Origin of the sequence: Arthrobacter sp. SD76, assembly GCF_049726125.1 — a bacterium.
GTDB lineage: Bacteria > Actinomycetota > Actinomycetes > Actinomycetales > Micrococcaceae > Arthrobacter > Arthrobacter nitrophenolicus.
Genome location: NZ_JBNBLR010000001.1, coordinates 3,891,251 through 3,912,959, shown reverse-complemented (window position 1 = coordinate 3,912,959; position 21,709 = coordinate 3,891,251). Strand labels below are relative to the sequence as shown.

Annotated in this window: 21 protein-coding genes and 5 pseudogenes; 16 read left to right on the top strand and 10 right to left on the bottom strand. The window is 67.3% G+C overall.

The genetic code is table 11. The annotated features are described in order from the left end of the window. Window positions 1-41: 41 nt before the first annotated feature. Window positions 42-947 (bottom strand): formyltetrahydrofolate deformylase, encoded by a 906-nt coding sequence (gene purU / locus ACPEE0_RS18955; RefSeq protein ID WP_424574469.1) that lies wholly within the window; start codon window positions 945-947, stop codon window positions 42-44. A gap of 120 nt (window positions 948-1,067) precedes the next feature. On the opposite strand from purU, the pseudogene ACPEE0_RS18950 reads away from it, so the two are divergent. The 4 genes and pseudogenes from ACPEE0_RS18950 to ACPEE0_RS18935 all read left to right on the top strand — a co-directional run bounded on the left by ACPEE0_RS18950 (window position 1,068) and on the right by ACPEE0_RS18935 (window position 4,083). Next, window positions 1,068-1,747 (top strand): annotated as a pseudogene (locus tag ACPEE0_RS18950) (GntR family transcriptional regulator). A gap of 169 nt (window positions 1,748-1,916) precedes the next feature. Further along, complete coding sequence (locus ACPEE0_RS18945; RefSeq protein ID WP_424575056.1) at window positions 1,917-2,183, top strand: hypothetical protein; 267 nt, start codon at window positions 1,917-1,919, stop codon at window positions 2,181-2,183. A 176-nt stretch (window positions 2,184-2,359) separates the two neighbouring features. After that, window positions 2,360-3,247: a GAF domain-containing protein gene (locus tag ACPEE0_RS18940; protein ID WP_424575055.1), complete on the top strand. Its 888-nt coding sequence runs from the start codon at window positions 2,360-2,362 to the stop codon at window positions 3,245-3,247. Beyond that, entirely contained in the window at window positions 3,244-4,083 is an 840-nt protein-coding gene (locus ACPEE0_RS18935; protein WP_424575054.1) for an SGNH/GDSL hydrolase family protein, read from the top strand. Before ACPEE0_RS18940 ends, ACPEE0_RS18935 begins: the two co-directional genes overlap by 4 nt. Window positions 4,084-4,086: 3 nt before the next feature. Here ACPEE0_RS18935 and ACPEE0_RS18930 read toward each other — a convergent pair whose 3' ends face one another. Further along, the gene (locus ACPEE0_RS18930) at window positions 4,087-5,439 is read right to left on the bottom strand and encodes a uracil-xanthine permease family protein (protein ID WP_424575053.1); all 1,353 of its coding nucleotides are present in this window, start codon (window positions 5,437-5,439) and stop codon (window positions 4,087-4,089) included. A 193-nt stretch (window positions 5,440-5,632) separates the two neighbouring features. On the opposite strand from ACPEE0_RS18930, the pseudogene ACPEE0_RS18925 reads away from it, so the two are divergent. Both ACPEE0_RS18925 and ACPEE0_RS18920 read left to right on the top strand, forming a co-directional pair. Next, a pseudogene (locus tag ACPEE0_RS18925) lies at window positions 5,633-6,237 on the top strand (malonic semialdehyde reductase). Between the two features lie 104 nt (window positions 6,238-6,341). Beyond that, on the top strand, window positions 6,342-6,884 hold the full coding sequence (locus ACPEE0_RS18920; RefSeq protein ID WP_009358415.1) for a 2'-5' RNA ligase family protein: 543 nt from the start codon (window positions 6,342-6,344) through the stop codon (window positions 6,882-6,884). Here ACPEE0_RS18920 and pgm read toward each other — a convergent pair. Beyond that, window positions 6,881-8,546 (bottom strand): annotated as a pseudogene (gene pgm, locus ACPEE0_RS18915) (phosphoglucomutase (alpha-D-glucose-1,6-bisphosphate-dependent)). The gene ACPEE0_RS18920 and the pseudogene pgm overlap by 4 nt on opposite strands. 283 nt (window positions 8,547-8,829) lie before the next feature. Here pgm and ACPEE0_RS18910 point away from each other — a divergent pair. Further along, the gene (locus ACPEE0_RS18910) at window positions 8,830-9,723 is read left to right on the top strand and encodes a nuclease-related domain-containing protein (RefSeq protein WP_424575305.1); all 894 of its coding nucleotides are present in this window, start codon (window positions 8,830-8,832) and stop codon (window positions 9,721-9,723) included. Here the strand turns inward: ACPEE0_RS18910 and ACPEE0_RS18905 are convergent. Then, a complete protein-coding gene (locus ACPEE0_RS18905; RefSeq protein ID WP_009358413.1) occupies window positions 9,683-10,624 on the bottom strand; it encodes a LysR family transcriptional regulator ArgP in 942 nt (313 codons plus the stop codon). The genes ACPEE0_RS18910 and ACPEE0_RS18905 overlap by 41 nt on opposite strands. A 94-nt stretch (window positions 10,625-10,718) precedes the next feature. Here ACPEE0_RS18905 and ACPEE0_RS18900 point away from each other — a divergent pair, with 94 nt between their 5' ends. The 3 genes from ACPEE0_RS18900 to ACPEE0_RS18890 are packed head-to-tail and all read left to right on the top strand — an operon-like array spanning window position 10,719 to window position 11,944. Further along, window positions 10,719-11,291, top strand: a complete 573-nt coding sequence (locus ACPEE0_RS18900) for a LysE/ArgO family amino acid transporter (protein ID WP_009358412.1) — start codon at window positions 10,719-10,721, stop codon at window positions 11,289-11,291. A 58-nt stretch (window positions 11,292-11,349) separates the two neighbouring features. After that, window positions 11,350-11,559 carry a hypothetical protein gene (locus tag ACPEE0_RS18895; protein WP_424575052.1) on the top strand — a complete coding sequence of 70 codons (210 nt, stop codon included), beginning with the start codon at window positions 11,350-11,352 and terminating at the stop codon, window positions 11,557-11,559. Beyond that, entirely contained in the window at window positions 11,543-11,944 is a 402-nt protein-coding gene (locus tag ACPEE0_RS18890) for a DUF4190 domain-containing protein (RefSeq protein ID WP_424575051.1), read from the top strand. The genes ACPEE0_RS18895 and ACPEE0_RS18890 overlap by 17 nt, the downstream gene beginning before the upstream one ends. 86 nt (window positions 11,945-12,030) lie before the next feature. Here ACPEE0_RS18890 and ACPEE0_RS18885 read toward each other — a convergent pair whose 3' ends face one another. The 5 genes and pseudogenes from ACPEE0_RS18885 to ACPEE0_RS18865 form a co-directional block, all read right to left on the bottom strand. Next, window positions 12,031-12,333 carry a lipopolysaccharide assembly protein LapA domain-containing protein gene (locus ACPEE0_RS18885; protein ID WP_424575050.1) on the bottom strand — a complete coding sequence of 101 codons (303 nt, stop codon included), beginning with the start codon at window positions 12,331-12,333 and terminating at the stop codon, window positions 12,031-12,033. A 221-nt stretch (window positions 12,334-12,554) separates the two neighbouring features. Further along, complete coding sequence (locus tag ACPEE0_RS18880; RefSeq protein WP_407710361.1) at window positions 12,555-12,914, bottom strand: hypothetical protein; 360 nt, start codon at window positions 12,912-12,914, stop codon at window positions 12,555-12,557. A 107-nt stretch (window positions 12,915-13,021) separates the two neighbouring features. Further along, on the bottom strand, window positions 13,022-13,225 hold the full coding sequence (locus tag ACPEE0_RS18875; RefSeq protein ID WP_407710362.1) for a hypothetical protein: 204 nt from the start codon (window positions 13,223-13,225) through the stop codon (window positions 13,022-13,024). A 96-nt stretch (window positions 13,226-13,321) separates the two neighbouring features. Continuing rightward, window positions 13,322-13,549: a hypothetical protein gene (locus ACPEE0_RS18870; RefSeq protein WP_407710363.1), complete on the bottom strand. Its 228-nt coding sequence runs from the start codon at window positions 13,547-13,549 to the stop codon at window positions 13,322-13,324. 124 nt (window positions 13,550-13,673) lie between these two features. Next, window positions 13,674-15,079, bottom strand: a pseudogene (locus tag ACPEE0_RS18865) (amidase). Window positions 15,080-15,275: 196 nt separating this feature from the next. On the opposite strand from ACPEE0_RS18865, the gene ACPEE0_RS18860 reads away from it, so the two are divergent. The 3 genes from ACPEE0_RS18860 to ACPEE0_RS18850 all read left to right on the top strand — a co-directional run bounded on the left by ACPEE0_RS18860 (window position 15,276) and on the right by ACPEE0_RS18850 (window position 16,880). Continuing rightward, window positions 15,276-15,602 carry a rhodanese-like domain-containing protein gene (locus tag ACPEE0_RS18860; RefSeq protein ID WP_407710365.1) on the top strand — a complete coding sequence of 109 codons (327 nt, stop codon included), beginning with the start codon at window positions 15,276-15,278 and terminating at the stop codon, window positions 15,600-15,602. Beyond that, complete coding sequence (gene pheA, locus ACPEE0_RS18855; RefSeq protein ID WP_424575049.1) at window positions 15,602-16,582, top strand: prephenate dehydratase; 981 nt, start codon at window positions 15,602-15,604, stop codon at window positions 16,580-16,582. The genes ACPEE0_RS18860 and pheA overlap by 1 nt, the downstream gene beginning before the upstream one ends. A gap of 91 nt (window positions 16,583-16,673) precedes the next feature. After that, the gene (locus tag ACPEE0_RS18850) at window positions 16,674-16,880 is read left to right on the top strand and encodes a hypothetical protein (RefSeq protein ID WP_009358403.1); all 207 of its coding nucleotides are present in this window, start codon (window positions 16,674-16,676) and stop codon (window positions 16,878-16,880) included. 88 nt (window positions 16,881-16,968) lie between these two features. Here ACPEE0_RS18850 and ACPEE0_RS18845 read toward each other — a convergent pair. After that, window positions 16,969-18,023 (bottom strand): annotated as a pseudogene (locus tag ACPEE0_RS18845) (diacylglycerol/lipid kinase family protein). A 92-nt stretch (window positions 18,024-18,115) separates the two neighbouring features. Between ACPEE0_RS18845 and serS the strand changes: the two are divergent. The 3 genes from serS (at window position 18,116) to ACPEE0_RS18830 (ending at window position 21,661) form a co-directional block, all read left to right on the top strand. After that, the gene (gene serS, locus ACPEE0_RS18840; protein ID WP_133349787.1) at window positions 18,116-19,396 is read left to right on the top strand and encodes a serine--tRNA ligase; all 1,281 of its coding nucleotides are present in this window, start codon (window positions 18,116-18,118) and stop codon (window positions 19,394-19,396) included. A 183-nt stretch (window positions 19,397-19,579) separates the two neighbouring features. Continuing rightward, window positions 19,580-20,593 carry a hypothetical protein gene (locus ACPEE0_RS18835; RefSeq protein ID WP_009358400.1) on the top strand — a complete coding sequence of 338 codons (1,014 nt, stop codon included), beginning with the start codon at window positions 19,580-19,582 and terminating at the stop codon, window positions 20,591-20,593. A gap of 198 nt (window positions 20,594-20,791) precedes the next feature. Next, on the top strand, window positions 20,792-21,661 hold the full coding sequence (locus ACPEE0_RS18830; RefSeq protein ID WP_424575048.1) for an HAD family hydrolase: 870 nt from the start codon (window positions 20,792-20,794) through the stop codon (window positions 21,659-21,661). Window positions 21,662-21,709 lie beyond the last annotated feature (48 nt).

The following is a 21,709-nucleotide window of genomic DNA, read 5'->3' as shown; positions in this document are numbered from 1 at the left end:
TGCCCGGTGGCGGTGCGGTTGCCCTGGTGGCGGGGTGGGGGTTAGCGGAAGACGACGGTGCTGGTGTCGTCGAGCAGGACGCGGTGCTGGCAGTGCCAGCGGACGGCGCGGGAGAGGGCGAGGGCTTCGGCGTCCTGGCCGACGGTGGAGAGCTGGGCGGGGCCGTAGGTGTGGTCCACGCGGATGACTTCCTGTTCGATGATCGGGCCTTCGTCCAGGTCGGCGGTGACGTAGTGCGCGGTCGCGCCGACGAGTTTGACGCCCCGGTCGTAGGCCTGGTGGTAGGGGCGGGCGCCCTTGAAGCCGGGCAGGAAGGAGTGGTGGATGTTGATCGCCCGGCCCTCGAGCTTGCGGCAGAGGTCGTCGGAGAGGACCTGCATGTAGCGGGCCAGGACCACCAGGTCCGCCTGGTACTCGTCCACGAGGTCCAGGAGCTTCGCCTCGGCGTCGGCTTTGGTGTCCGGGGTGACGGGGAGGTAGATGAAGGGCAGGCCGGCAGCTTCTGCCATTGCCCGGTGGGTTTCGTGGTTGGAGACCACTGCCACGAGTTCCCCGCCCAGGGTCCCGCCGCGCCAGCGGAAGATCAGGTCGTTCAGGCAGTGCCCGAACTTGGAGACCATCACCAGGACCCGCTGCTGGGTCTGGTCGTGGAAGCTGAACTTCATGTCGAACCGGTTCGCGATCGGGCCGAATTCGGCCGCGAGGGTTTCCGGGGTCAGGTCCGGGGAGCCGGAGAACGCGGTGCGCAGGTGCAGGGTCTGGCGCAGGCTGTCATCGAACTGCTGGTGCTCGTCAATGTTGAAGCCGCGCTCGAACAGGAAGGTGGTCACGGCCTGCACGATCCCGGCCTGCTCGGCGCACGAGAGCGTGAGCACGAACTTCTGCGCCTGCTCCGTTGCCGGCGCTGCCAGGGCTGCTGCTGTTGCCTCTGTCTGCATGAGGGTCATGGCCCCTCCTCCTTTAGATATATTCAAAAGTACCGAACTGATATATTAGATTGGACCCCAGCGTATACTCGACTGTGACGCAGGTCAACAGTTAATTTTCGCGAGGAGAAGGGGCCTGGCATGGCACTGGAAACTTTGGCGGCCGCGGAAGAGGGCAGCAGGAAGTCCCTCGCCGACGTCGCCTACGAGAGCATCCGGGACCGGCTCCTGGTGCTGGACATCAAGCCCGGCGAGCTGCTGAATGATGAGGCGCTGGCGAAGTCGCTGGGCGTGGACGCACTCCCGTGCGTGAGGCGCTGAAGCGGCTTGAACTGGACCGGCTGGTCATCACGTACCCGCGGCGGGGCACCTTCGCCACCCGCGTGGATGTCACGGACCTGTCCTTCATCTCCGAGATCCGCGCGCAGCTGGAGCCCCTCGCGGCTGCCCGCGCCGCAAGGGTTGCCACCGAGGCGGTCAGGCAGCAGCTCCGGGCCATCCTCAAAGACGTTGAGGCGTTTGACGTCGCAGCCGCCTCCGTCACGGAGACGCTCCGCCTGGATGCCCGCGTGCACCAGGGGATCTATGCCGCCGCTGCCAACCCGCACCTCGAGGACATCCTGATCCGCTACGACAACCTTGCCACCCGGATCTGGTGCATGGTGATCGACCGCCTTCCCGACCTGTCCCTGCATGTGCACGAACACGTGAACCTGCTGAATGCCGTAATTGGCGGGGATGAGGACAAGGCTGCGGAACTCGCGCGGGTGCACGTCAGTGGCTTTGAGCGGGCGGTGCGCGAAGCTCTGTTCGCTGCCTGAAACGGCGTTGGCAGCGGGGGCGGGTCCTTCATTGCGGTGCTGTCAGTTTTGAACCTCCTTTGACTCTTGATGTGACCTGGAACATACTTGGTTCCCAGTCTGATATATCAACTAGATATCAGTTCGAGTCCCGATAGACGCTCGAGTGGAGCCCAGCGATGGAGGAACCATGAACCTGTGCGTACTGGCCGACCTGCCGGCGGCCGTAAGCAGCCCCAAGCAAGAAGACGCGGCGCCCGGCACCAACCGCGGGCTGCGCAAGGATTGGTCGCGCCTGACCGGCCATACCGTGGAGGTGTGGCTGGGGGGTGAGTATGTGGCCAGCGGCGTGGTGGACCAGGCTGCGGAGGACGGTTCAGTCCTGTGGATAGCCGGCGAAGGCATCACAACCCGCAGGCTCTTCGACAAGTCGACCGGGTACCAGGTCTGGCTCTGAGAGCAGATCCCCGGTGCGGGGAGTGCCGGCACCCAGGCGGCGGGCGCCTTCCCGGGCGTAGGTAGCACTGCGGAAAGCCCCAAAGTTTCCCGGAGTTCCCCGCAGCGTGGCTGCGGGACGTATTCTTAGAACTAGGTTTTGCAGTGGGCCGGAGCGCTTCGAACAAGGCGTGGAGAATGGCCGCTGAACCCACGGGGCAGGTTGGCTGGGGACCTCTTCCAATGCCGCCGGAGCCTGTTTTCGACAGCAAGGACGTCGAGACATACCTCTGGGAAGTCACCCGCGACTTCATGACAGACATCAAGGGTGAACGCCGCGGTATCGCCTGGGCTGCCACGCTTTTCCGCCTTGGCAAGGCGCACACGCTTGCTGCCAGCACCGAACAGGCCCGTGAGGCGGACCGGGAACAGTGCTCTTTTGCGGACGGGCCAGTCGTGGAAGCCCTGCGCACCGGTGAATTCGTCCTGCTGTCCGATCTCAGCCGGGACCGGCGCTGGCCCGGCTATTCGAGCGCAGCTGCCAGCCACGGGGTGCAGTCCCTGCTCTCCGCGCCCATCGTGTCCGAGGGCGGCACCAGCGCGGCCATCAACCTCTACGCTTCCGTACCCCACGCCTTCACCAGCGACGACCTGGTCAGGATCCGCAGCTACGTGCACCAGGTGGCGCGCGCCCTGCGCGTTGTGGTGCGCGTGGCCGAACGGGCCGAGACCACGGCGGGAATCGCCGTCGTGCAGAGCTCGCTGGTCCTGGTGGACCTGGCGGTGCGCAGCCTCATGAACGAGTACGGCCTCAGCCGCGAAGGGGCCCTGCGGTTCCTGCAGACGCAGGCACTGCATCACGAGCTGGACCTGCGGGATGCGGCCCTGAATATCATGGCGCCCGGTGCGGCCATGGACCGGCCCGGCCCGGCAGTCACCGGACTCCGGCAGGAACCGCCCGACGGCGTTGAAGACTTCCGGCTGCTGGCACCGGCGGAGCTGGACCAACAGTCAGACATGCCATCGGCGGCGGGCTCCGCAAAGAAGCAGCGCCCGCGTTCAACCGTGCGAAGGAGGACGGCATGACAACGGAAAAGCAGGACCTGCAGGCCGGCGCTGAAACCGGAGGAAGGCACCCCTGGCGCCGGTTCGTGGCATTGGGCGACTCCTATACGGAGGGTGTGGGCGATCCCGAGCCGCGCAGCCTCGGCGGGCTCCGGGGCTGGGCCGACCGTGTGGCGGAGGAACTCAGCGCCGGACAGCCGGGCTTCGCCTACGCCAACCTCGCGGTCCGGGGCATGCTGCTGCGGCAGATCCTGGACAGGCAACTTGCCCCGGCCCTGGCGCTGAAGCCGGATTTGATTGCCATGTCCGGCGGCGGGAACGACATCATTTTCCGCCGCGGCGATCCGGACAAGCTCGCCCGGCACATGGACCAGGCGGTGGAAAACCTGGCCGCCACGGGAGCGACAGTCCTCCTGTACGCAGGGCCGGACTGGGGCGGCACCCCCGTCTTCAGCCAGATCCGGGGGAGGGTGGCCATCTATAACGAGCACCTGCACAAGATAGCCCTGCGCCACCATGCCATCATGGTGGACCTGTGGTGCCTGCCCGAGCTCCAGGACATCAGGATGTGGGATCCGGACCGACTGCACCTGTCCCCGCTGGGCCACCATGCCGTTGCGGTGGCCACCCTCAATGCGCTGGCAGTGCCGCACGCCCTCGAGCCGCTTGAGCCGCGGCCGGTGCCGGCCCACGGCTGGACGCAGGCGCGGGCGGAAGACCTGGTGTGGGCCCGGCAGTACTTCTTCCCCTGGATGCTGCATCGCATCCTGCCGCACGGGTCCGACGAGTCGTTGGCGGCAAAGCGGCCCAAGCCGGGGCCCGTCCATGGCCTCAACCGCCCTGACGAAGTCGCCTAGGTACTAGCGCTTCCTGGGAGCCCGTTTCGCCGCAGCGTTGGCGGCGGCCTTGGCTGCCGGCGGCAGTCCTGCCTGCTCGGACTCCGGTTCCGCCACGGTTCCTCGGGCCTTGGCGATGGCCTTCATGCCGTGGTAGATCACCAGCGCGGCTGCCGAGCCGAGCGCGATGCCGGTGAAGGTGAGTTCACCCACGGTCAGCGTGTAGTCGGCGATGCCGATGATCAGCGCCACTGCCGCGGTGGTCAGGTTCACCGGGTTGGAGAAGTTCACCTTGTTCTGCACCCAGATCTTCACGCCAAGGATGCCGATCATGCCGTAGAGCATGGTGGCCGCGCCGCCCAGCACGCCCGGCGGGACGGTGGCGATCAGCTCACCGAACTTGGGTGAGAAGCTCAGCAGGATGGCGAAGATGCCGGCCACCCAGTAGGCCGCCGTCGAATACACTTTGGTGGCAGCCATGACACCGATGTTTTCGGCGTAGGTGGTGGTTCCCGAACCGCCGCCGATGCCGGCGAGGACGGTGGCGGCGCCGTCGGCCATCAACGCGCGCCCGGAGACGCCGTCGAGGTTCTGCCCGGTCATCGCGGCCACGGACTTCACGTGGCCGATGTTCTCCGCCACCAGGACCAGGACCACCGGCACGAACAGGCCCAGGACGCCGATGTGGAACTCGGGGGTCTGGAACTGGGGCAGCCCAACCCATGCTGCCGCGTTCATCTTTTCGTAGCTGACTTCGCCGCGGAGCATGGCCACGAGGTAGCCCACCACCACGCCCACCAGGATGCTGAGCCGGCCCAAAATCCCGCGGAACAGGACGCTGACCAGGATGATGGTGGCAAGGGTGACGACGGCGGTGACGGGCGCGGCGGCGAAGTTCTGCTTCGCGGCGGGGGCCAGGTTGAGGCCGATCAGCGCCACGATGGCGCCGGTGACGATGGGCGGCATGAGCCGGTTGATCCACTCCGCCCCGAACTTCTGCACAATGGCACCCACCAGGGCCAGGAGGGCGCCGGCCAAGACCACGCCGCCCAGTGCGCCGGGCACGCCGAACTGCTGCTGGGACGCCATGATGGGGGCGATGAACGCAAAGCTCGAGCCCAGGTAGCTGGGCACCCGGCCCTTGGTGATGACCAGGAACAGCAGGGTGCCGATGCCGGAGAAGAAGAGTGTGGTGGCCGGCGGCATGCCGGTGATGATGGGCACCAGGAAGGTGGCGCCGAACATGGCCACCACGTGCTGCATGCCCACGCCGATGGTGAGCGGCCAGGCCAGCCGTTCATCGGGGGCCACCACGTGGCCTGGCTTGATGGATTTGCCGGTGCCGTGCAGCTTCCACTTGATTCCGAGCATGCTCATGGGAGGGGGCCTTTCAGGGGTGCCGCCGATGGCGAAGATGAATGCCACCAGAATACCGCCAAGCCGTTTGTCCCGGCCGCTGTGGCTAAGGTCACGTGATTTTCGGGAAGAGCAGGGCAGAGGTTGAAGTTGCAAGTATGGACAGCGAAGAGGCCGACCCGGCAGGCGGGGAGGCGCAGCGAAAGGTATGCAAATGACCATTGCCCACGAAGAAGCGGTTATCGATTCGGCCGCCGTCGACGCCATTTTCGCCGAGGCCCGCACCGCCAACACCTTCACCGGTGAAGTCACCGAGGAACAGGCCCAGGCCATCTACGAACTCACCAAGTTCGGCCCCACCGCCTTCAACTCCCAGCCCTTGCGCATCACCTACGTCCGTTCCGACGAAGCCCGCGCCAAGCTCGTGGACGCGCTCATGCCCGGCAACCGCGCCAAGACCGCCTCCGCCCCGCTGGTGGCCATTCTCAGCTACGACACCGACTGGGCCGGCCAGTGGGACAACTTCCTCCCGGGCTACAACGCCCCCAAGGCGATGTACGACGCCAACCCGGAACTGGCCGCGGCCACCGGCAACAACAACGCGCACCTGCAGGCCGGCTACTTCATCCTGGCCGTCCGCTCCCTCGGCTTCGCGGCAGGCCCCATGACCGGCGCCGACTTCGGCGCGATCGACGAGGCCTTCTTCCCCGCCGGAGACCAGAAGAGCTTCCTGGTGGTCAACATCGGCCAGCCCGGTGAGGACGCCTGGGCGAAGCCAAGCCCAAGTTCGCCTACCAGGACGTCGTCCGCACCGTCTAATGCTTCGGATGCTCTATCATTTATGGTCCTTATCCGCCCGAAATGGGAGCCATAAGTGATAGAGCATCGGCGTTTAAGGGGGGGGGCGGTGGGAGACTGGGGCCATGCCTGCACAGCTCCGGAAGCCACCGCGCAACCTCATTTTCGTGGCATTCGTCGAACCGGTGGCCGGGGATGCCGTCTTCCCGCGCACGGACTGGCCGCTGCACATCACCCTGGTGAGGTTCGACGCCGGCAGTCCGGACAGTGCCGACGCGGCGGATCGCGTCGCCGCCCTTGCCGACGCTCCTGCGCGGGCCGCGCTTGGCGCCCGCCTGGCGGTAGCGGAGGACGCGGCCTTCGGGCGGAACGGTTCCGTGGCCGTCAGCCTGGTGGAGCCGCATCCGGCGCTCCAGGCCCTGCATGAGGCCCTGGTCCAGGCAGTCGCCGCCGTGGAGGGCAGGATCCTTACGCCGCGCCACACCCTTTCCGGCTACCGCCCGCACGTTTCGCACCACGGCACCGGCCCTGGCCTGAAGCGGCTGAACCCGGGCGACGCCGTCGTGCTGGACCGGATCGCCCTGGTGGACATGGCGCCGGATGGTGACCACACCATCCGGCGCGTCCTCCGCCTGTGGACCCTGGATCCGGGGAAGGAAACCGCCTAGGCGATGACGCCGTCCACCAGCGCCTTGGCCTCGGCCTGCACCTGCTTGAGGTGCTCCTCGCCCTTGAAGGACTCGGCGTAAATCTTGTACACGTCCTCGGTGCCGGACGGGCGCGCAGCAAACGCAGGCGTTCTCCGTGACCACCTTGAGCCCGCCGATGGAAGCGCCGTTGCCCGGCGCCTCGGTGAGCTTCGCCGTGATCTCCTCGCCCGCCAGGGACGTCGCGGTGACGTCCGCAGCGGACAGCTTGCCCAGCTTGGCCTTCTGCTCGCGCGTGGCGGCGGCGTCGATCCGGGCGTAGACCGGCGAACCGAACCGGTCCGTCAGGCCCTTGTACAGCTGGGACGGGGACTTGCCCGTGACGGCGGTGATCTCGGACGCGAGCAGGGCCAGCAGGATGCCGTCCTTGTCGGTGGTCCAGACGCTGCCGTCCTTCTTGTTGAACGAGGCGCCGGCCGATTCCTCGCCGCCGAAGGCGCCCTCGCCGGACAGCAGGCCGGGCACGAACCACTTGAAGCCCACCGGGACCTCAACAAGCTTCCGGCCCAGGCTTTGTGCCACGCGGTCGATGATGGAGGAGGACACCAGGGTCTTGCCCACCACCGAGGCAGGGTTCCAGCCGCTGCGGTTCCGGTACAGGTAGTCGATGGCGACGGCGAGGTAGTGGTTGGGATTCATCAGCCCGCCGTCGGGGGTGACGATGCCGTGCCGGTCGGCGTCGGCGTCGTTGCCCGTGGCCACGTCGAAGGCCGGCTGGCCGGAGGAGGAAGCGTCGGACATCCGCTGGATGAGGGATGCCATGGCCGACGGCGACGAGCAGTCCATCCGGATCTTCTCGTCCCAGTCCAAGGTCATGAACGCCCACTGCGGGTCCACGGTGGGGTTCACGACGGTCAGGTTCAGCTGGTGCCGCTCGCCGATCTCGCCCCAGTAGTCAACGGACGCCCCGCCCATGGGGTCGGCGCCGATCCTGACGCCGGCCTCGCGGATTGCGTCAAGGTTGAGCACGGACGGCAGGTCGTCGACATAGCTGCTGAGGAAGTCGAACTTGCCGGTGGTGTCGGCGGCCAGGGCCTCGGCGACCGGGATCCGCTTCACCCCGCGGAGGTCGTTTTCGAGCAGTTCGTTGGCGCGGTTGGCAATCCAGCCGGTGGCGTCGGAGTCGGCGGGGCCGCCGTGCGGAGGGTTGTACTTGAAGCCGCCGTCCGCGGGCGGGTTGTGGCTGGGGGTCACCACGATGCCGTCAGCCTGCGGTGCCCCGGGTGCGGCCTTCCGGTTGTAAGTGAGGATCGCGTGGCTCAGGGCCGGCGTGGGGGTGTAACCGTGCCGGGCGTCGACGAGGACCTGGACACCGTTGGCAGCCAGTACCTCCAGCGCGCTGTTCTGCGCCGGTTCGCTCAGCGCGTGCGTGTCCTTGGCCAGGAACAGGGGACCGGTGACGCCCTGCGCTGCCCGGTACTCCACGATGGCCTGCGTGATGGCAACGATGTGCTTTTCGTTGAACGACGCCTTGAGGCTGGATCCGCGGTGCCCGGAGGTGCCGAACACAACGCGCTGCCCCGGATCAGCGAGGTCCGGCGTGATGTCGTAGTACGCGTCGAGGAGCGCAGTGATGTCAACAAGGTCCTGGGGTTGGGCAAGTGTGCCCGCGCGGCTAGCCATGGCACCAGCATGCCAGAACCTCGCGGCAGTCAAAACGAACCGCCCACATTCCGGCCCCTGTGACGGCGGCACGTCATCAACAGCAGGGCCGTGAACCAAGTAGCCAACCTGAGTACACGGGCGAAAAGTACTTATATACCGGCCCCTGCACGCCCTGTTACTTTCGGAAAATCCGGAAGAACATCCGCAGGCAAGGACGACGGCGGCCTGCCGCCGCCGTCGCGACGGCAGGGAAGCAGGGACCAACCATGGGGCAGGAGACGGAGCGGCCGAGCAGTCCCGGCTGGCTGCTGAGCGGGTTGCCAGGCTCAAGCGCCAGCTCGACCAGGCCGAGCGTGCCACGAAGGCGTGGGACGCGGGGGCCGCGGGCGAACGGGTGGTGGCGGACAAGCTGAGTGAGCTGGTTCCCCGCGGCTGGTACGTCCTGCACGACGTGCACTGGCCGGGGCGCCCGAAGGCCAACCTGGACCACGTGCTGGTCGGCCCCGGCGGCGTTGTGGTGGTGGATGCCAAGAACTGGACCGGTGAGGTGCGGGTGGCATCCGGGGTGCTCTGGCAGGGCCGCTACGCACGTACCCAGGCGGTGGAGGGTGCGCTGGCGCAGTGTGCCGCCGTCGCGTCCATCCTTTCTCCGCCGTACCGCAGGCTGGTCCGGCCGCTCATCTGCATGGCCGCCCAGCCGGACCTGTTCGGCGTCACCAACTCCGACGTCGCCGTCGCCGGGGCGCAGCGCGTCGTGGGGGCCATCGAGTCGTTGCCGGCCGTGCTGGACCAGAAGGCGGTGGTGGGGCTGTACGAGCACCTCGGCCAGCAGCTCACGCACGAACAGGAGCCCGGCATCACTGCCTTCCGGAATGTGCGGCCTGGAACCGTGGTCCGCCCGGCGGGAGGGTTGCCACCCGGAGGCGCGCATACGGAAAGCCAGCGCACGGAAAGCCAGCGTACGGAAGGCCCGCGCGCGGAGGGGGCCAATGCGGGCGGCAACCGGACCCGCAGCGGCAGCATCGCGCGGCATCCGGCCGGGCGTGGACTCCCCGGCGGCAGCCAACCGGGAACCGCCCGGCCCGGCAGGAGCATCAAGGCACATCCGCACGGCGGAACAAGTGCCGGCAGGCTGGCACTCCTCGCTGCTTTCGTTATCTTCGCCGTGTACGTCCTGCCGTACTGGACCCGCTAGGCCCCTTGCCCGTCCTGCGCTCCGCCGCGGCGGGCAGCAGCCGGTGACGGCCGGCGTCCCGGATGGTCCGGGTGATCCGGTGCAGCCGCGCCGAGTCGAGGGTCCAGGACTGCCAGTAGAGGGGCACGTCCTCGTGGACGTCCTCTTGCAGCAGCACCAGTGACCCCTCGGACAGCTCATTACCAAGCTGCAGTTCCGGAACCATGCCCCAGCCCAGCCCGGCTTTGATGGCTGCCAGGAAGCCCTCGGACGAGGGGACGGTGTGCGTCGGAGGCGACTGTTCCACGCCCTTGGCCGCCAGCAGCTGGCGCTGGAGGTTGTCCTTGGCATTGAACTTCAGCACCGGCATGTCCGCCCAGTCCGCACCGCCGGCACCTCCGAACTGCCGGTGCAGGCCGGCGGCGGCCACCGGGATGTACCGCATATGGCCCAGCAGTTCCACCCGGCAGCCGTTGACGGGGACGGGATCGGAGGTCACGGCGCCCATGACGTCGCCCTGGCGCAGGAGCTGGCTGCTGTAGCCCTGGTCTTCGACGTGCAGGTCGAGCGTGGTGTCCTGCCAGCCTGCGGCTTCGTGCAGGACCGGAACGAACCAGGTGGCCAGCGAATCAGCGTTGACGGCGACCGGCAGCTGGGCGCGCGACGCGACGCCGTTGCCGAGGGCTGCCGAAGCTTCCGCTTCCAGGACCTGCACCTGGCGCGCCATCCGAAGCAGCACCACCCCGGCGTCGGTGGCGGTGCAGGGCACACGGCGGCGCACCAGGACCTGGCCTGTCGAAGCTTCCAGTGCCTTGATGCGCTGGCTGACAGCCGACGGCGTGAGCCGCAGGAGGTCTGCAGCAGCCTCGAAGGTGCCTTCATCGATGACAGCGGTGAGGGCGCGGAGGTGTTCGAAGTTCATGAAGTAATTCTAATGATCCCTAAGAATCAATCGTTTGTCTTCATCTTCTTACCTCCGTACCGTCGGAGGCATGTGGATGACAGGAATCATCGGAATGCTGACGGGCTTGGCTCTGATCGTGGCGATCGGCGCGCAGAACGCCTTCGTCCTGCGGCAGGGGATCCGCCGGGAACACATCGGCGCCGTCGTGGCCGTGTGCATGGTGGGCGACGCCGCCCTCATCCTCGGCGGCACCGCCGGGATCGGCGCCCTGGTCACCCGCTTCCCCGAGGCGCTGGAGGTGCTGCGCTGGGGCGGCGCCGTCTACCTGGTGTGGTTCGCCATCAGGTCGTTTGCCGCTGCGCTGAAGCCCTCCGGCCTCCACGATGAACCGCCCCGGTCAAAGGGATCCGTGGTGGCCACAACGGTGGCGCTGACTTTCCTGAACCCGCACGTGTACCTCGACACCGTGGTGCTGGTGGGCAGCCTCGCCAACCAGCAGGGCCCGGACCTGCGGTGGGTGTATGCCGGCGGGGCGGTAGCGGGCAGTGTCCTGTGGTTCTCGGCGCTGGGCTACGGTGCGCGCGCGCTCGCAGGCGTCCTGGGCAGCCCCCGGACCTGGCGCGTGGTGGACCTGGTGATCGGTATCGTCATGCTCGCCCTGGCGGTGAAACTCGTCCTGCATTGACGGGTCCGGGAAGCGGGGCAGGCGATAGGCTGGAACCGAAAATTCCAGGGGGAAAACCATGACTGACCAGCCTTCCCAGCGCCCTGATTCCCAGTGGCCCGACTCCTCGCGCAAACCCGCCTCCGAGCCCGGGGTACCGCCGTCGGGCGCTGAAACCCCGTCCGGGTACGAGCCGCCCCGCTTCGTGCCGCCGTACGGATCGGACGCGCCGTCCGCGCCGTACGGATCGGACGCGCCGTCCCAGCCGGCCTATGGCCAGGGACCCTGACGCCCAGGGCAACCAGTACGGCGGACAATACGGTGGAAGCCAGTACGGCGGCGGCCAGTACGCGCCGGGAACCGCGCCATACTCCCAGCCGGCAGGCCCCTATGGGCAGCCTTCCTACTACGGTGCGCCTGCCGAGCCCAAGACGCTGAGCATCGCCAGCATGGTGTGCGGCATCGCCTCCGTCATCATGGGGTGGCTGCTGCTCCCGCAGATTGCGGCGATTGTGACCGGGCATATGGCGCTCAAGCGCGAGCCGTCCGGCAAGGGTATGTCCATCACGGGACTGGTGCTGGGCTACCTGTGCCTGCTGGGCTACGGGGCGTTCTGGCTGCTGCTCATCATCGGGCTTGCCTACGCCGGCACCAGCGGATCATATACCTACTAAAATCCAGATTGCTCTATCACTTGTGGTCCCTAAACCCGGGGCTCAGGGACCACAAGTGATAGAGCAACGTAGGTTGGTGCGCTGGCCTACCTGCGCTGGCCGGTCCGCGCGCGGCGGGCGTTGGCGCGGAGCTGAAGAATGCGGGCGCCACCGGCCACCGCCACCAGGACCCCGCCGGTAACGCTGGCGATGAACAGGGCCATGCCCAGCGGGACGGCACCTTCGAAGCCAAGGAACCGGACCAGCACCAGGTCCTGGTTCTGCAGGATGAAGACGATGAGCAGGATCAGCAGGACCAGCGCTGCCACCACGGCAGCCCAGACGACGCCGGCGCGCGTCACCCGCGGTTCGGCCGCCGCGGGCTGGGAGGCTGCAGGGCCGGACGTCACGGGACTTGTAGGCGCGGGGCCGGTGGGCGCACCTGCCCGCCCTGGTTCGGAGCTGCGGTTCCGCCGGCGCGTTCAGCCTGGTAGTTCTTGTCGGGCCCCGGCTCTGGCTGGCCCCCGGTCCCCGGTGTGTACTGTCCAGCACTCATTACCGTCCCCTTCCGCGATCATAAGCATGCTTACCATGCCACCTTAGCCGGAGGGTTTCGGCCGGCACAACACTGCTACGTGCCGGCGATGCGCTCCACATGCTCGCGTTCCGCCGCCGTGAGTTCGCCCGGTGCAGCTTCCAACAGGGTCCACCGGGAGGATTTTCCGTCCGGGCCGGCCATGGATCCGCGGCCGAGGGCCGCCCCGATCCGACGGCGGACCTCGCCTTCCTGGGCATCCTCCGCCGCGAAGATGGTCCGCAGCCTCAGCGTGCCGGCGACCAGCTCGGTTGCCGTGTGGTGGGCAGCGAGCGGGCAGGGCGGAGGGTGCTCCCAGCTGCCGCACAAAGCTTCTGTGATTGCTGCCCCCGGCGCTGCTGGATCGGCGTCGGCGTCCATTCGAAGGGCGGCCACGTGCACGAACTGTCCCTGCATGCGTCAATTCTCCTGTCTCCGGCAATTCTCTGGGTACGGGCCGGCCCGGAAGCGCCTTGCACGGCAGAAGGGCCTCCAGTGGAGGCCCTTCTGTGGTCAGCGGCGCGTTACACCCGTTCCCTGCTCCGTTCAGCGGAGGGGGTGCGGGGAGTTGGCGTCCTGCGCCAGTTCGGGAAAGCCCAGAACGTGTAGTCCTGCGCCTTGATCCGCGGCTCCGGGGTCTCCGCCGGAGTGTCCTGCTCGGCTTCAGGCCGGCGGTCGGCTTCCTTCTTGCGTTCCCACCCGAAGTCCTTGTTGTATCCGTAGCACATCACAGACCTCCTCATAGTGACTGCCCTTTAATCGTCCTCCTGATCCGCGGGGGAGTCGACACTCTGCGGCTACATTCGGGATCCGCGTGAGGGCTGTCAGGAGGAAGCGCCGGCCACCGACTCGGCCTCCTGCGGTCCGTGGAACTCGCACGGTCCCTGGTGGCGGAGCGGGAGGAGGCAGGTCCTGCCGGTCGGAAGGTGCACCAGGGCGCAGCGGCCGGTCATGGCGAGGTCTTCCCGGACCGTGGCATTGCTCAGGTCCGGCCGGGAATCCCCGAAGGAGCGGGTTTTGCCGGTGGCAGGGGCGGGGATTTCAGCGTTCATGCGGGCAACTCCTCGTCGAGCATTGGCCAGGTGGAGGATGCAATGGGTGACGCCCTTAAGAGTCTGTACCTGCCGGGTTACAGGAGGGTTAAGCTGCGTTAGGTGCAGGTCAACATCAGGCCGGCTAGAAGCCCAGCTGGCGCGCCACCTGCAGGAGCAGCAGCTCCGAACCTGGCTGGCCCACCAGCTGGATCCCCATCGGAAGGCCCTGTCCGGGGGCCGTGCCCGTCCAATGCACCGGAATGGTGATGGCCGGCAGTCCGCACACATTGACCATTGAAGACCATGGGGCGAATTCGCACTGCCGCCGGTAGTCGCCGTCGGCATCCCCCGGCCACTGCGCGGCAGGCCAGCGGTCACCGCCGTGTGCGGTCCCGGTGAACCAGCCCACCGGACGCGGCGTCTGGGCTAACGCCGGCATCAGCATCAGGTCCCACTGCGCATACTGGGCCACTGTGTCCTGCTGGAACTTCCGCAGGAATGCGAGTGCTTCGGCAAGCTTGGCCGGGCTGCGCTGCTGGGCCCGGCGGCGGAAGGTGCGCGTCAGCGGGGCAAGCAGGGCTTCACGCTGCGGGCTGATCCGGGCAGCGCCCACTCCCGCGGTCCAGGCGGTGGTGAAAGCCTCCGGGTAGCGGTTGTCATAGCGGACGGCGGCGTCGGCAACCGCATGCCCGGCGTGCGCCAGGAGCCTTTCCCCGGCCTCAAGGGCGTCCAGCGCTTCCCGCTCCGGCGTGAACGGGTACGTGCCGGACCAGGGGCTGTCCAGGGTGACGCCGATCCGCAGCCGGGGCGGCTCCTGCCGATCGCCCGCAGGTACCCGCCGCCGGGCACCATGGCATCCAGCAACAGCGCTGCGTCCGCGGCGCTTCTGGCGAGTGGCCCCGGCACCACCAGCCGGGCAGGATCCCCCTGGCTCTCCCCGGCGGGCACCAGGCCCCTGCCCGGCTTCAGTCCCACCAGCCCGCAGGCCGCCGCGGGGATGCGGACGGAACCGCCGCCGTCGGTCCCGGGAGCGAAGGGGAGCAGGCCTGCCGCCACGGCGGCAGCGCTGCCGCCCGAGGACCCGCCGGAGCTCCTGCTGGGAGCGTGGGGATTGCGCGACGGCGGCGCGATCCGGTTTTCGCTGTAGGCCGTCAGGCCGAACTCGGGAACCTGCGTCTTGCCCAGGCAAATCACGCCGGCTTCCTTCATCAGCGCCACCAGGGGCGCGTCCGCCGGTGCGGGCTTGTGCTCCAGGGCGGCGCTTCCGTGGGTGGTGACGACGCCCGCAACGTCCGTGAGGTCCTTGAAGGCCAGCGGCATGCCATGCAGGACGGGCAGTTCCTCCCGGGCCGTGCCGGAACGCCGGGCATCCGCTGCACGCGCCTCCGCCATAGCTTGGTCCGCCGTGACGGTGATGAAGGCGCCAAGCATCGGGTTGCGCTGCTCTATCCGCGCCAGGAAATGGGCGGTAACGTGCGCTGCCGAAACGTCTCCATCCCGCAGGCTGCCGCGCAATTCGACGGCGGACAGTTCGTGGAGCTCAGCCACCGTGCTTCGGTTCGGTGCGCTGGCTGGCGGCGCCGGTCCGGGCGGTTGTGGAGCCGGCCGGGATGCCGGGCTTGTCTGCGGGCACGCGTCCTCCTTTGGATTCCCTAGAAGAGTAACTTGCCCGCTCCGCAGGGCCCGGCGCCGGCCAAAGCACTAGGCTTTAAGCTGACTCCGATCCGCCACGACAGGACTTGCCATGAGTGATTTCGATACCGTTCCCGTCCACGACATCCCCGACGGCGCCGTGGTGCTGGATGTCCGGGAGGACTATGAATGGGTGGCGGGGCACGCCGAGGGGGCAGTGCACATTCCCATGGACCAGATCCCCGCCCGGCTCGACGAGCTCGACCCGGACGAGGACCTCTACATCATCTGCCGCACCGGCGGACGCTCGTTCCGGGTGGCGCAGTGGCTCACCGGCCAGGGCTACACCGCCATCAACGTGGCCGGCGGCATGGACCAGTGGCTGGAGCTCGGAAAACCCCTGGTCTCGGACAACGGGCTGAAGCCGATCGTCCTCTGATGCCCGCCATACCGGCCACCTACGCCTTCCTCGGTCCCGAGGGAACCTTCACCGAGGCCGCCCTGATGCAGGTTCCGGACGCCGCGGCGGCCACCCGGCTCCCGGCGTCGAACGTCAACGCCGCGCTGGACCTGGTTCGCGAAGGATCCGCCGGCGCCGCGATGGTTCCCATCGAGAACTCGGTGGAGGGCGGCGTCACCGCCACCCTGGACGCCATCGCCGGCGGCACCGAACTGCGGATCATCAGGGAGGTCCTGGTGCCCATCAGCTTCGTCCTGGTGGCCCGGCCCGGTGTCCGGCTGGAAGACGTGCGGCGGGTCTCCACCCACGGCCATGCCTGGGCGCAGTGCCGGCTGTGGATGGACAGGCACCTTCCGGCTGCGGAATACGTGCCCGGATCCTCGACGGCTGCCGCAGCAATGGGCCTGCTGGCCGAGGACTGCCACTACGACGCCGCGATCTGCGCGCCGCTCGTGGCCCGGGAACAGCCGGGGCTCTCCGTGCTGGCCGAGAACATCGGGGACAACCCCGGGGCCGTGACCCGCTTCGTCCTTGTCAGCCGGCCCGGCCTGCTCCCCGAGCGGACAGGTGCTGACAAGACCACTGTGGTGGTTCCCCTTCCGGAAGACCGCCCGGGTGCCCTGATGGAGATCCTGGACCAGTTCGCCAGCCGCGGCGTGAACCTGAGCCGGATCGAGTCCCGCCCCACGGGGCAGTACCTGGGGCACTACTTCTTCAGTATCGACGCCGACGGCCACGTAGGCGACGCCCGGGTTGCCGATGCCCTCGCCGGCCTGCACCGGATCAGCCCCAATACCCGGTTCCTCGGCTCCTACCCGCGGGCCGACGGGCAGGAAACCGCAGAGGAAGCCCACACCTCCGATGCCGCGTTTGCTGCGGCGCGGGCATGGGTGGAGTCCCTCCTTGATCCGGCATCAGAAGCGGCGGAAAGCGCTTCCGCCGCTTCGCCCACAGCGTAGGCGATTGGGGTTCCGGGTACTTCCCGGGGCTGTGGACAGTGCGTATGCTTACTTGATCCATACGGATGGCCCCTAACGAAGGGAGCGGGTCATGACCAGCAGCAGCACCGAGAACGATGGCCAGGGAATGATCGTCAATCCCCGGCCCACCGCCGATAACCAGGACTGGGACGGTGACGATGCAGACCGTGCTGACCGCCTGCGCTTCGAAGAGGAGCAGGCCATGATCCGCGAGCAGTCCGAAGCCCGCGCCGCAGCAAAGGCCGCCGCCGAGGCCGCCAAGGACTCAAGCGACTAGGACCCCGCCAGCCGTTTCCCCACTCCGGACTACCCAACACATAACGTATCCGTCCCCAAGGCACCCGCCGGACCCGCCGGCGTCGTCCTTACATCCGGCCTTTGACCCTGACCAGCAGCGACCGTGGATCCACCTGCACGGTGAGCCGCGTGGCCTCACCTGACGTGTCGCCGTCGAGCTGGGTGGGCATGGGCTCGGGGCAATCGATCACGATCCTGCCGGAGCGGTAGACCGTCATGATCGGCAGCTTTCCGCTGTGCTTGAACATGATCTTCATGTACATCAGCAGCCAGCCGAGGGCACTGCGCGGGCTCATGACCACCACGTCCAGCATGCCGTCGTCGATCATCGCCTGCGGGATGAAATCGATGCCGCCCGGGACCAGGCCGCAGTTGGCAAAGAGCACGCTGCGGATGTTCCGGACCTGTTCGGGGCCGCCGTCCAGCGAGATGGAAACCTTCTTCCGCCGGCCGGGAAGGTGCCGCATCCCGGCCTCGGTGTAGGCCAGCCAGCCCACGGCCTTCTTCAGTCCGTCATTCGTGTCGGCAAGCACCTCGGCGTCCATGCCGATTCCAGCGATGACCAGGAAGACGTGCTCGGAGGAGTGCCCGGTGCGGGAATTGGTGATTCCCATCCGCGCCGTGTCGATGAAGCGCTGCCGGCCGAACAACGAAATCTGGACGTTGCCCTGCAGATCGTTGACATCCAGCTCCAGGTTGCGTGCCAGCAGGTTTCCCGTTCCCAGCGGAACGATGCCCATGGCCACGCCGGTGTGCGCCAGGGACTCGGCCACCACCCGGACCGTGCCGTCACCGCCGCCCACCAGGACGACGTCGGGCTTGGTTGCCAGGGCGGCCCGCGTCTGGGAGTAGCCGGGATCATCCGCGGTGGTCTCGAAAACGCCGGCTCTTCCCAGCCTGCAGTCTGGCAGGCACGCCGGATGGCGTAGGTGGCGTCGTCGGCCCGCGCCTTAATGGGGTTCAGGATCACCGCCACCCGCTGCCGGGTGAGCCCGGATTCATGGGCGTCCCCGCCCACTGCGCTGCGCACGTGGAGGGCCTTGAGCTTGCGCACGCCCCACCAGCTGGAGATGGCGAAGGCAAGCGCCACCCCGATCAGTAGGTAGAGAATCCAGTCGCTCATGGTGGTTCAACAGTAGCCCGGCGGAAGGCGGCCCGTTCCGGCACGCTCCGTAACCGCCCGACGTCGTGCATTCTTTTGGATACCCTTGGATGGTGATCGACGTAAAAGACCTCAGCGAAAACCCGGACAAGTTCCGGGCCAGCCAGCGCGCCCGCGGCGCGGACGAATCAGTGGTGGACGCGATCATTGCCGCGGATTCCGCCCGCCGGGCAGCGTTGATCCGCTTCGAAAACCTGCGGGCCGAGCAGAACGCCTTCGGCAAGAAGGTGGCGCAGGCCAAGGGCGAGGAGAAGCAGGCCCTGCTGGCAGAGGTCAAGGAACTGGCCAACTCGGTCAAGGCGGCGTCCGCCGAAGCCGATGCCGCGCAGACCAAGCAGGAGGAACTCCTGCGCACCATCCCCAACCTCATCGAGGACGGCGTTCCCGAGGGCGGCGAGGACGACTACGTTGTGGTCAAGACCGTCGGTACGCCGCGCGAATTTCCCGACTTTGAGCCGCGCGACCACCTGGAGATCGGCGAGCTGATCGGCGCGATCGACATGGAACGCGGCGCCAAGGTGTCCGGCGCACGCTTCTACTTCCTCCGCGGCGTGGGCGCCCGGCTGGAGATGGCCCTGCTGCAGATGGCCATGGACCAGGCCATCGAGAACGGCTTCGTCCCGATGATCACCCCCACCCTGGTGCGTCCCGAAACCATGCAGGGCACCGGCTTCGATGTGAAGCACGACGCCGAGATCTACCGTCTCGCCGAAGACGACCTTTACCTGGTGGGCACCTCCGAGGTTTCCCTGGCCGGCTACCACGCCGACGAGATCCTGGACCTCTCGGCGGGCCCCATCCGCTACGCCGGGCAGAGCTCCTGCTACCGGCGCGAGGCCGGATCGCACGGCAAGGACACCCGGGGCATCATCCGCGTGCACCAGTTCAATAAAGTGGAGATGTTCATCTACACCACGGTTGAGGAAGCTGCCGCCGAGCACCAGCGGCTGCTGGCGTGGGAAGAGGAAATGCTGGCCAAGTGCGAGCTGCCGTACCGCGTCATCGACACCGCCGCCGGCGACCTTGGCACCTCCGCCGCCCGCAAGTTCGACTGCGAGGCGTGGGTCCCCACGCAGGGCGCCTACCGCGAGCTGACCTCCACCTCAAACTGCACCACGTTCCAGGCCCGCCGCCTCAACATCCGTGAGCGGGCTGTTAATGCGGATGGTGTTGCCAAGGGCACCCGGGCTGTTGCCACGCTCAACGGCACCCTGGCCACCACCCGCTGGATCGTGGCGCTGCTGGAGCACCACCAGAACGCTGACGGCTCCGTGAACGTCCCCAAGGCGCTGCAGAAGTACCTGGGTGGCCTCGAGGTGCTTCCGGTCCTGTAGCCCCGGGTTTGTTTGGTCGCTCCCAGGCTTGTCCGCGGATCAGTGCCCTCAAGGGCCGGATGTGCGAACAAGCCTGGACCGATGCGCAACTCTATGGTTTGCCGGTGCCCTTCGTTTTCCCCGGCTATCCACATAGCAGGGCCGTCCCCTGACCGCCGGCTGTCCGGCCATCATTCTGGAGGGATGGACGTTCCGCCTGGACTGATCGACTCTGCCGCTGTTCTGCGCACAGGATCCGGCACCGACCGCATCCACCGGGAATTCCGGGCCGGGAAACTGGTACGGATCCGGCGTGGTTTCTATGTGCCCACCAATGACTGGGTAGCGGCCCAACCGTCGCACCGCTTCGCCTGGTCGACGGTGGCAATCACCAGGTCAATCAACGGTGCAGTACTGACCGGACAAACCGCTGCCCTGGCCAGCGGGCTGCCCACTCTCGGCACTCCGGCTTTCGTTGAGCTTGCCACCACACAGCCGGGACGCAGCGGTGCCAGGAAGTCGTCACTTCAGGTGCTGGGCGAGGACAGCACGGCCTTGGAGGCGCGGAAGATTCGCTCATATCCGCTCCGCTACTGCCTCAGGTCGGGAATGGAGCCGGTGCGCCACGGTGAATTCCTCTGTGTGGGACTGGCCCAGGTGACGGCCGACATTATGGCTTCCGCAGCGCTCAGCGAGGCGTTGGTTGTGGCGGACGGAGCCGCGCGCAGGCTAAGTGGCCAATGGACGATTGCGCCGGGGTCAGGTTTGATGTCCGTGCCTGAAGTGGCAGCCGCCATCTCGGCGCAGCCTAATGAAGCGGCCCGGCAACGGGCAGAGTTCGTGGCATCGCTGGCAAGCCCGCTGCCGGAATCGGTGGGCGAATCCTACAGCCGGGCTGCATTTGAGTTCCTTGGATTCGAGCAGCCGGTCCTCCAGCAGGTATTTAACGACCGGAACGGCTTCATCGGCAGGAGTGACTTCTGGTGGCCGCGGCAAAGAGTCGTAGGCGAGTTCGATGGCAAGGCGAAGTATGTTGACCCGGCAATGCGGGGCGGGATCTCGGCAGACGAAGCTGTTTACCGGGAGAAACTCCGGGAAGACCGGATCCGCGCCTTGGGGTATACCTTCGTGCGGTGGGCTTGGAGTGATGTCCAAAGCCCGGACCGCCTTAAGCGCAAGCTCCTGGCTGCCGGCCTCCGTCCACGACAGAAACGCTGAGGCCCGGCGCCGTTCCCGGGCTTGTTCGCGACTCCTAACCATCAAGGCACGGAACGGCGAACAAGCCAGGGGTTGAGGCGGTGGAGCTGCCAAGGTAAACACTCACACGGGGGACAACCTGTGAGTATTAACCCGGAGTTCAGCCAACCTGTGGCGCGCGTCCTACCCGGTGTCATGGCCTTCTGCTCTACTAGATGAATGACAACGCTGACTGAAAACACAGTCGCCGGCAACGATGACCGGCGAGACAACCAGAACAACACCGAGGGCCAGAATCGCCGGAAGCTCATGATCGCCCTGGATGTGGACGGCACGCTCGTGAACCATGACGGCCACATGTCGCCGGGTGTCCGGGAAGCTGCGCAGGCCGTAGTGGGCGTGGGACATGAAGTCATGATTGCCACCGGCCGGTCCCTGAATGCCACCCTGCCCATCATCGAGAAGATCGGGATCGAGCGCGGCTACGCCGTGTGCTGCAACGGCGGCGTAACCCTGCGCCTTCACCCCGAACTGGAGGACGGCTACGAGGTCATCCACAAGGCAACCTTCGATCCCGCCCCCGCACTCCGCGCCCTCCGGGAACGGCTGCCGTCCGCCAAGTACGCCCTGGAGGACGCTGACGGCAACTTCCTCTCCACCGAGCGGTTCCAGGACGCCAGCTTCGGGGTGGAAGCCGTAGGTGTGGATTTCCATACCATGCTCGAAGCCACGGCAGTGCGCGTGGTGGTGTTCAGCACCGAAAACACGCCGGAGGAGTTCAACGAGGCCATCCGCCACATCGGCCTTGCCGGCGTCACCTACTCGGTGGGCTGGACCGCGTGGCTGGACATTGCCGCAGCCGGGGTTACCAAGGCCAGCGCCCTGGAAAACCTCCGCCTCCAGCTGGGCATCGATCCGGACCTCACCGTTGCCATCGGCGATGGCCGGAACGACATCGAGATGCTTGCCTGGGCAGGCAGGGGCGTGGCCATGGGCCAGGCGCCGGAGGAAGTGCTGGCCGTCGCTGACGAAGTCACCCACTCGGTGTTCGACGACGGCGCCGCCCACGTGCTGCGCAGCCTCCTCTAGGGATCCGTCCGGAAGGCCCGGTGAACCGGCTGCGGGCGGACGGTGAGG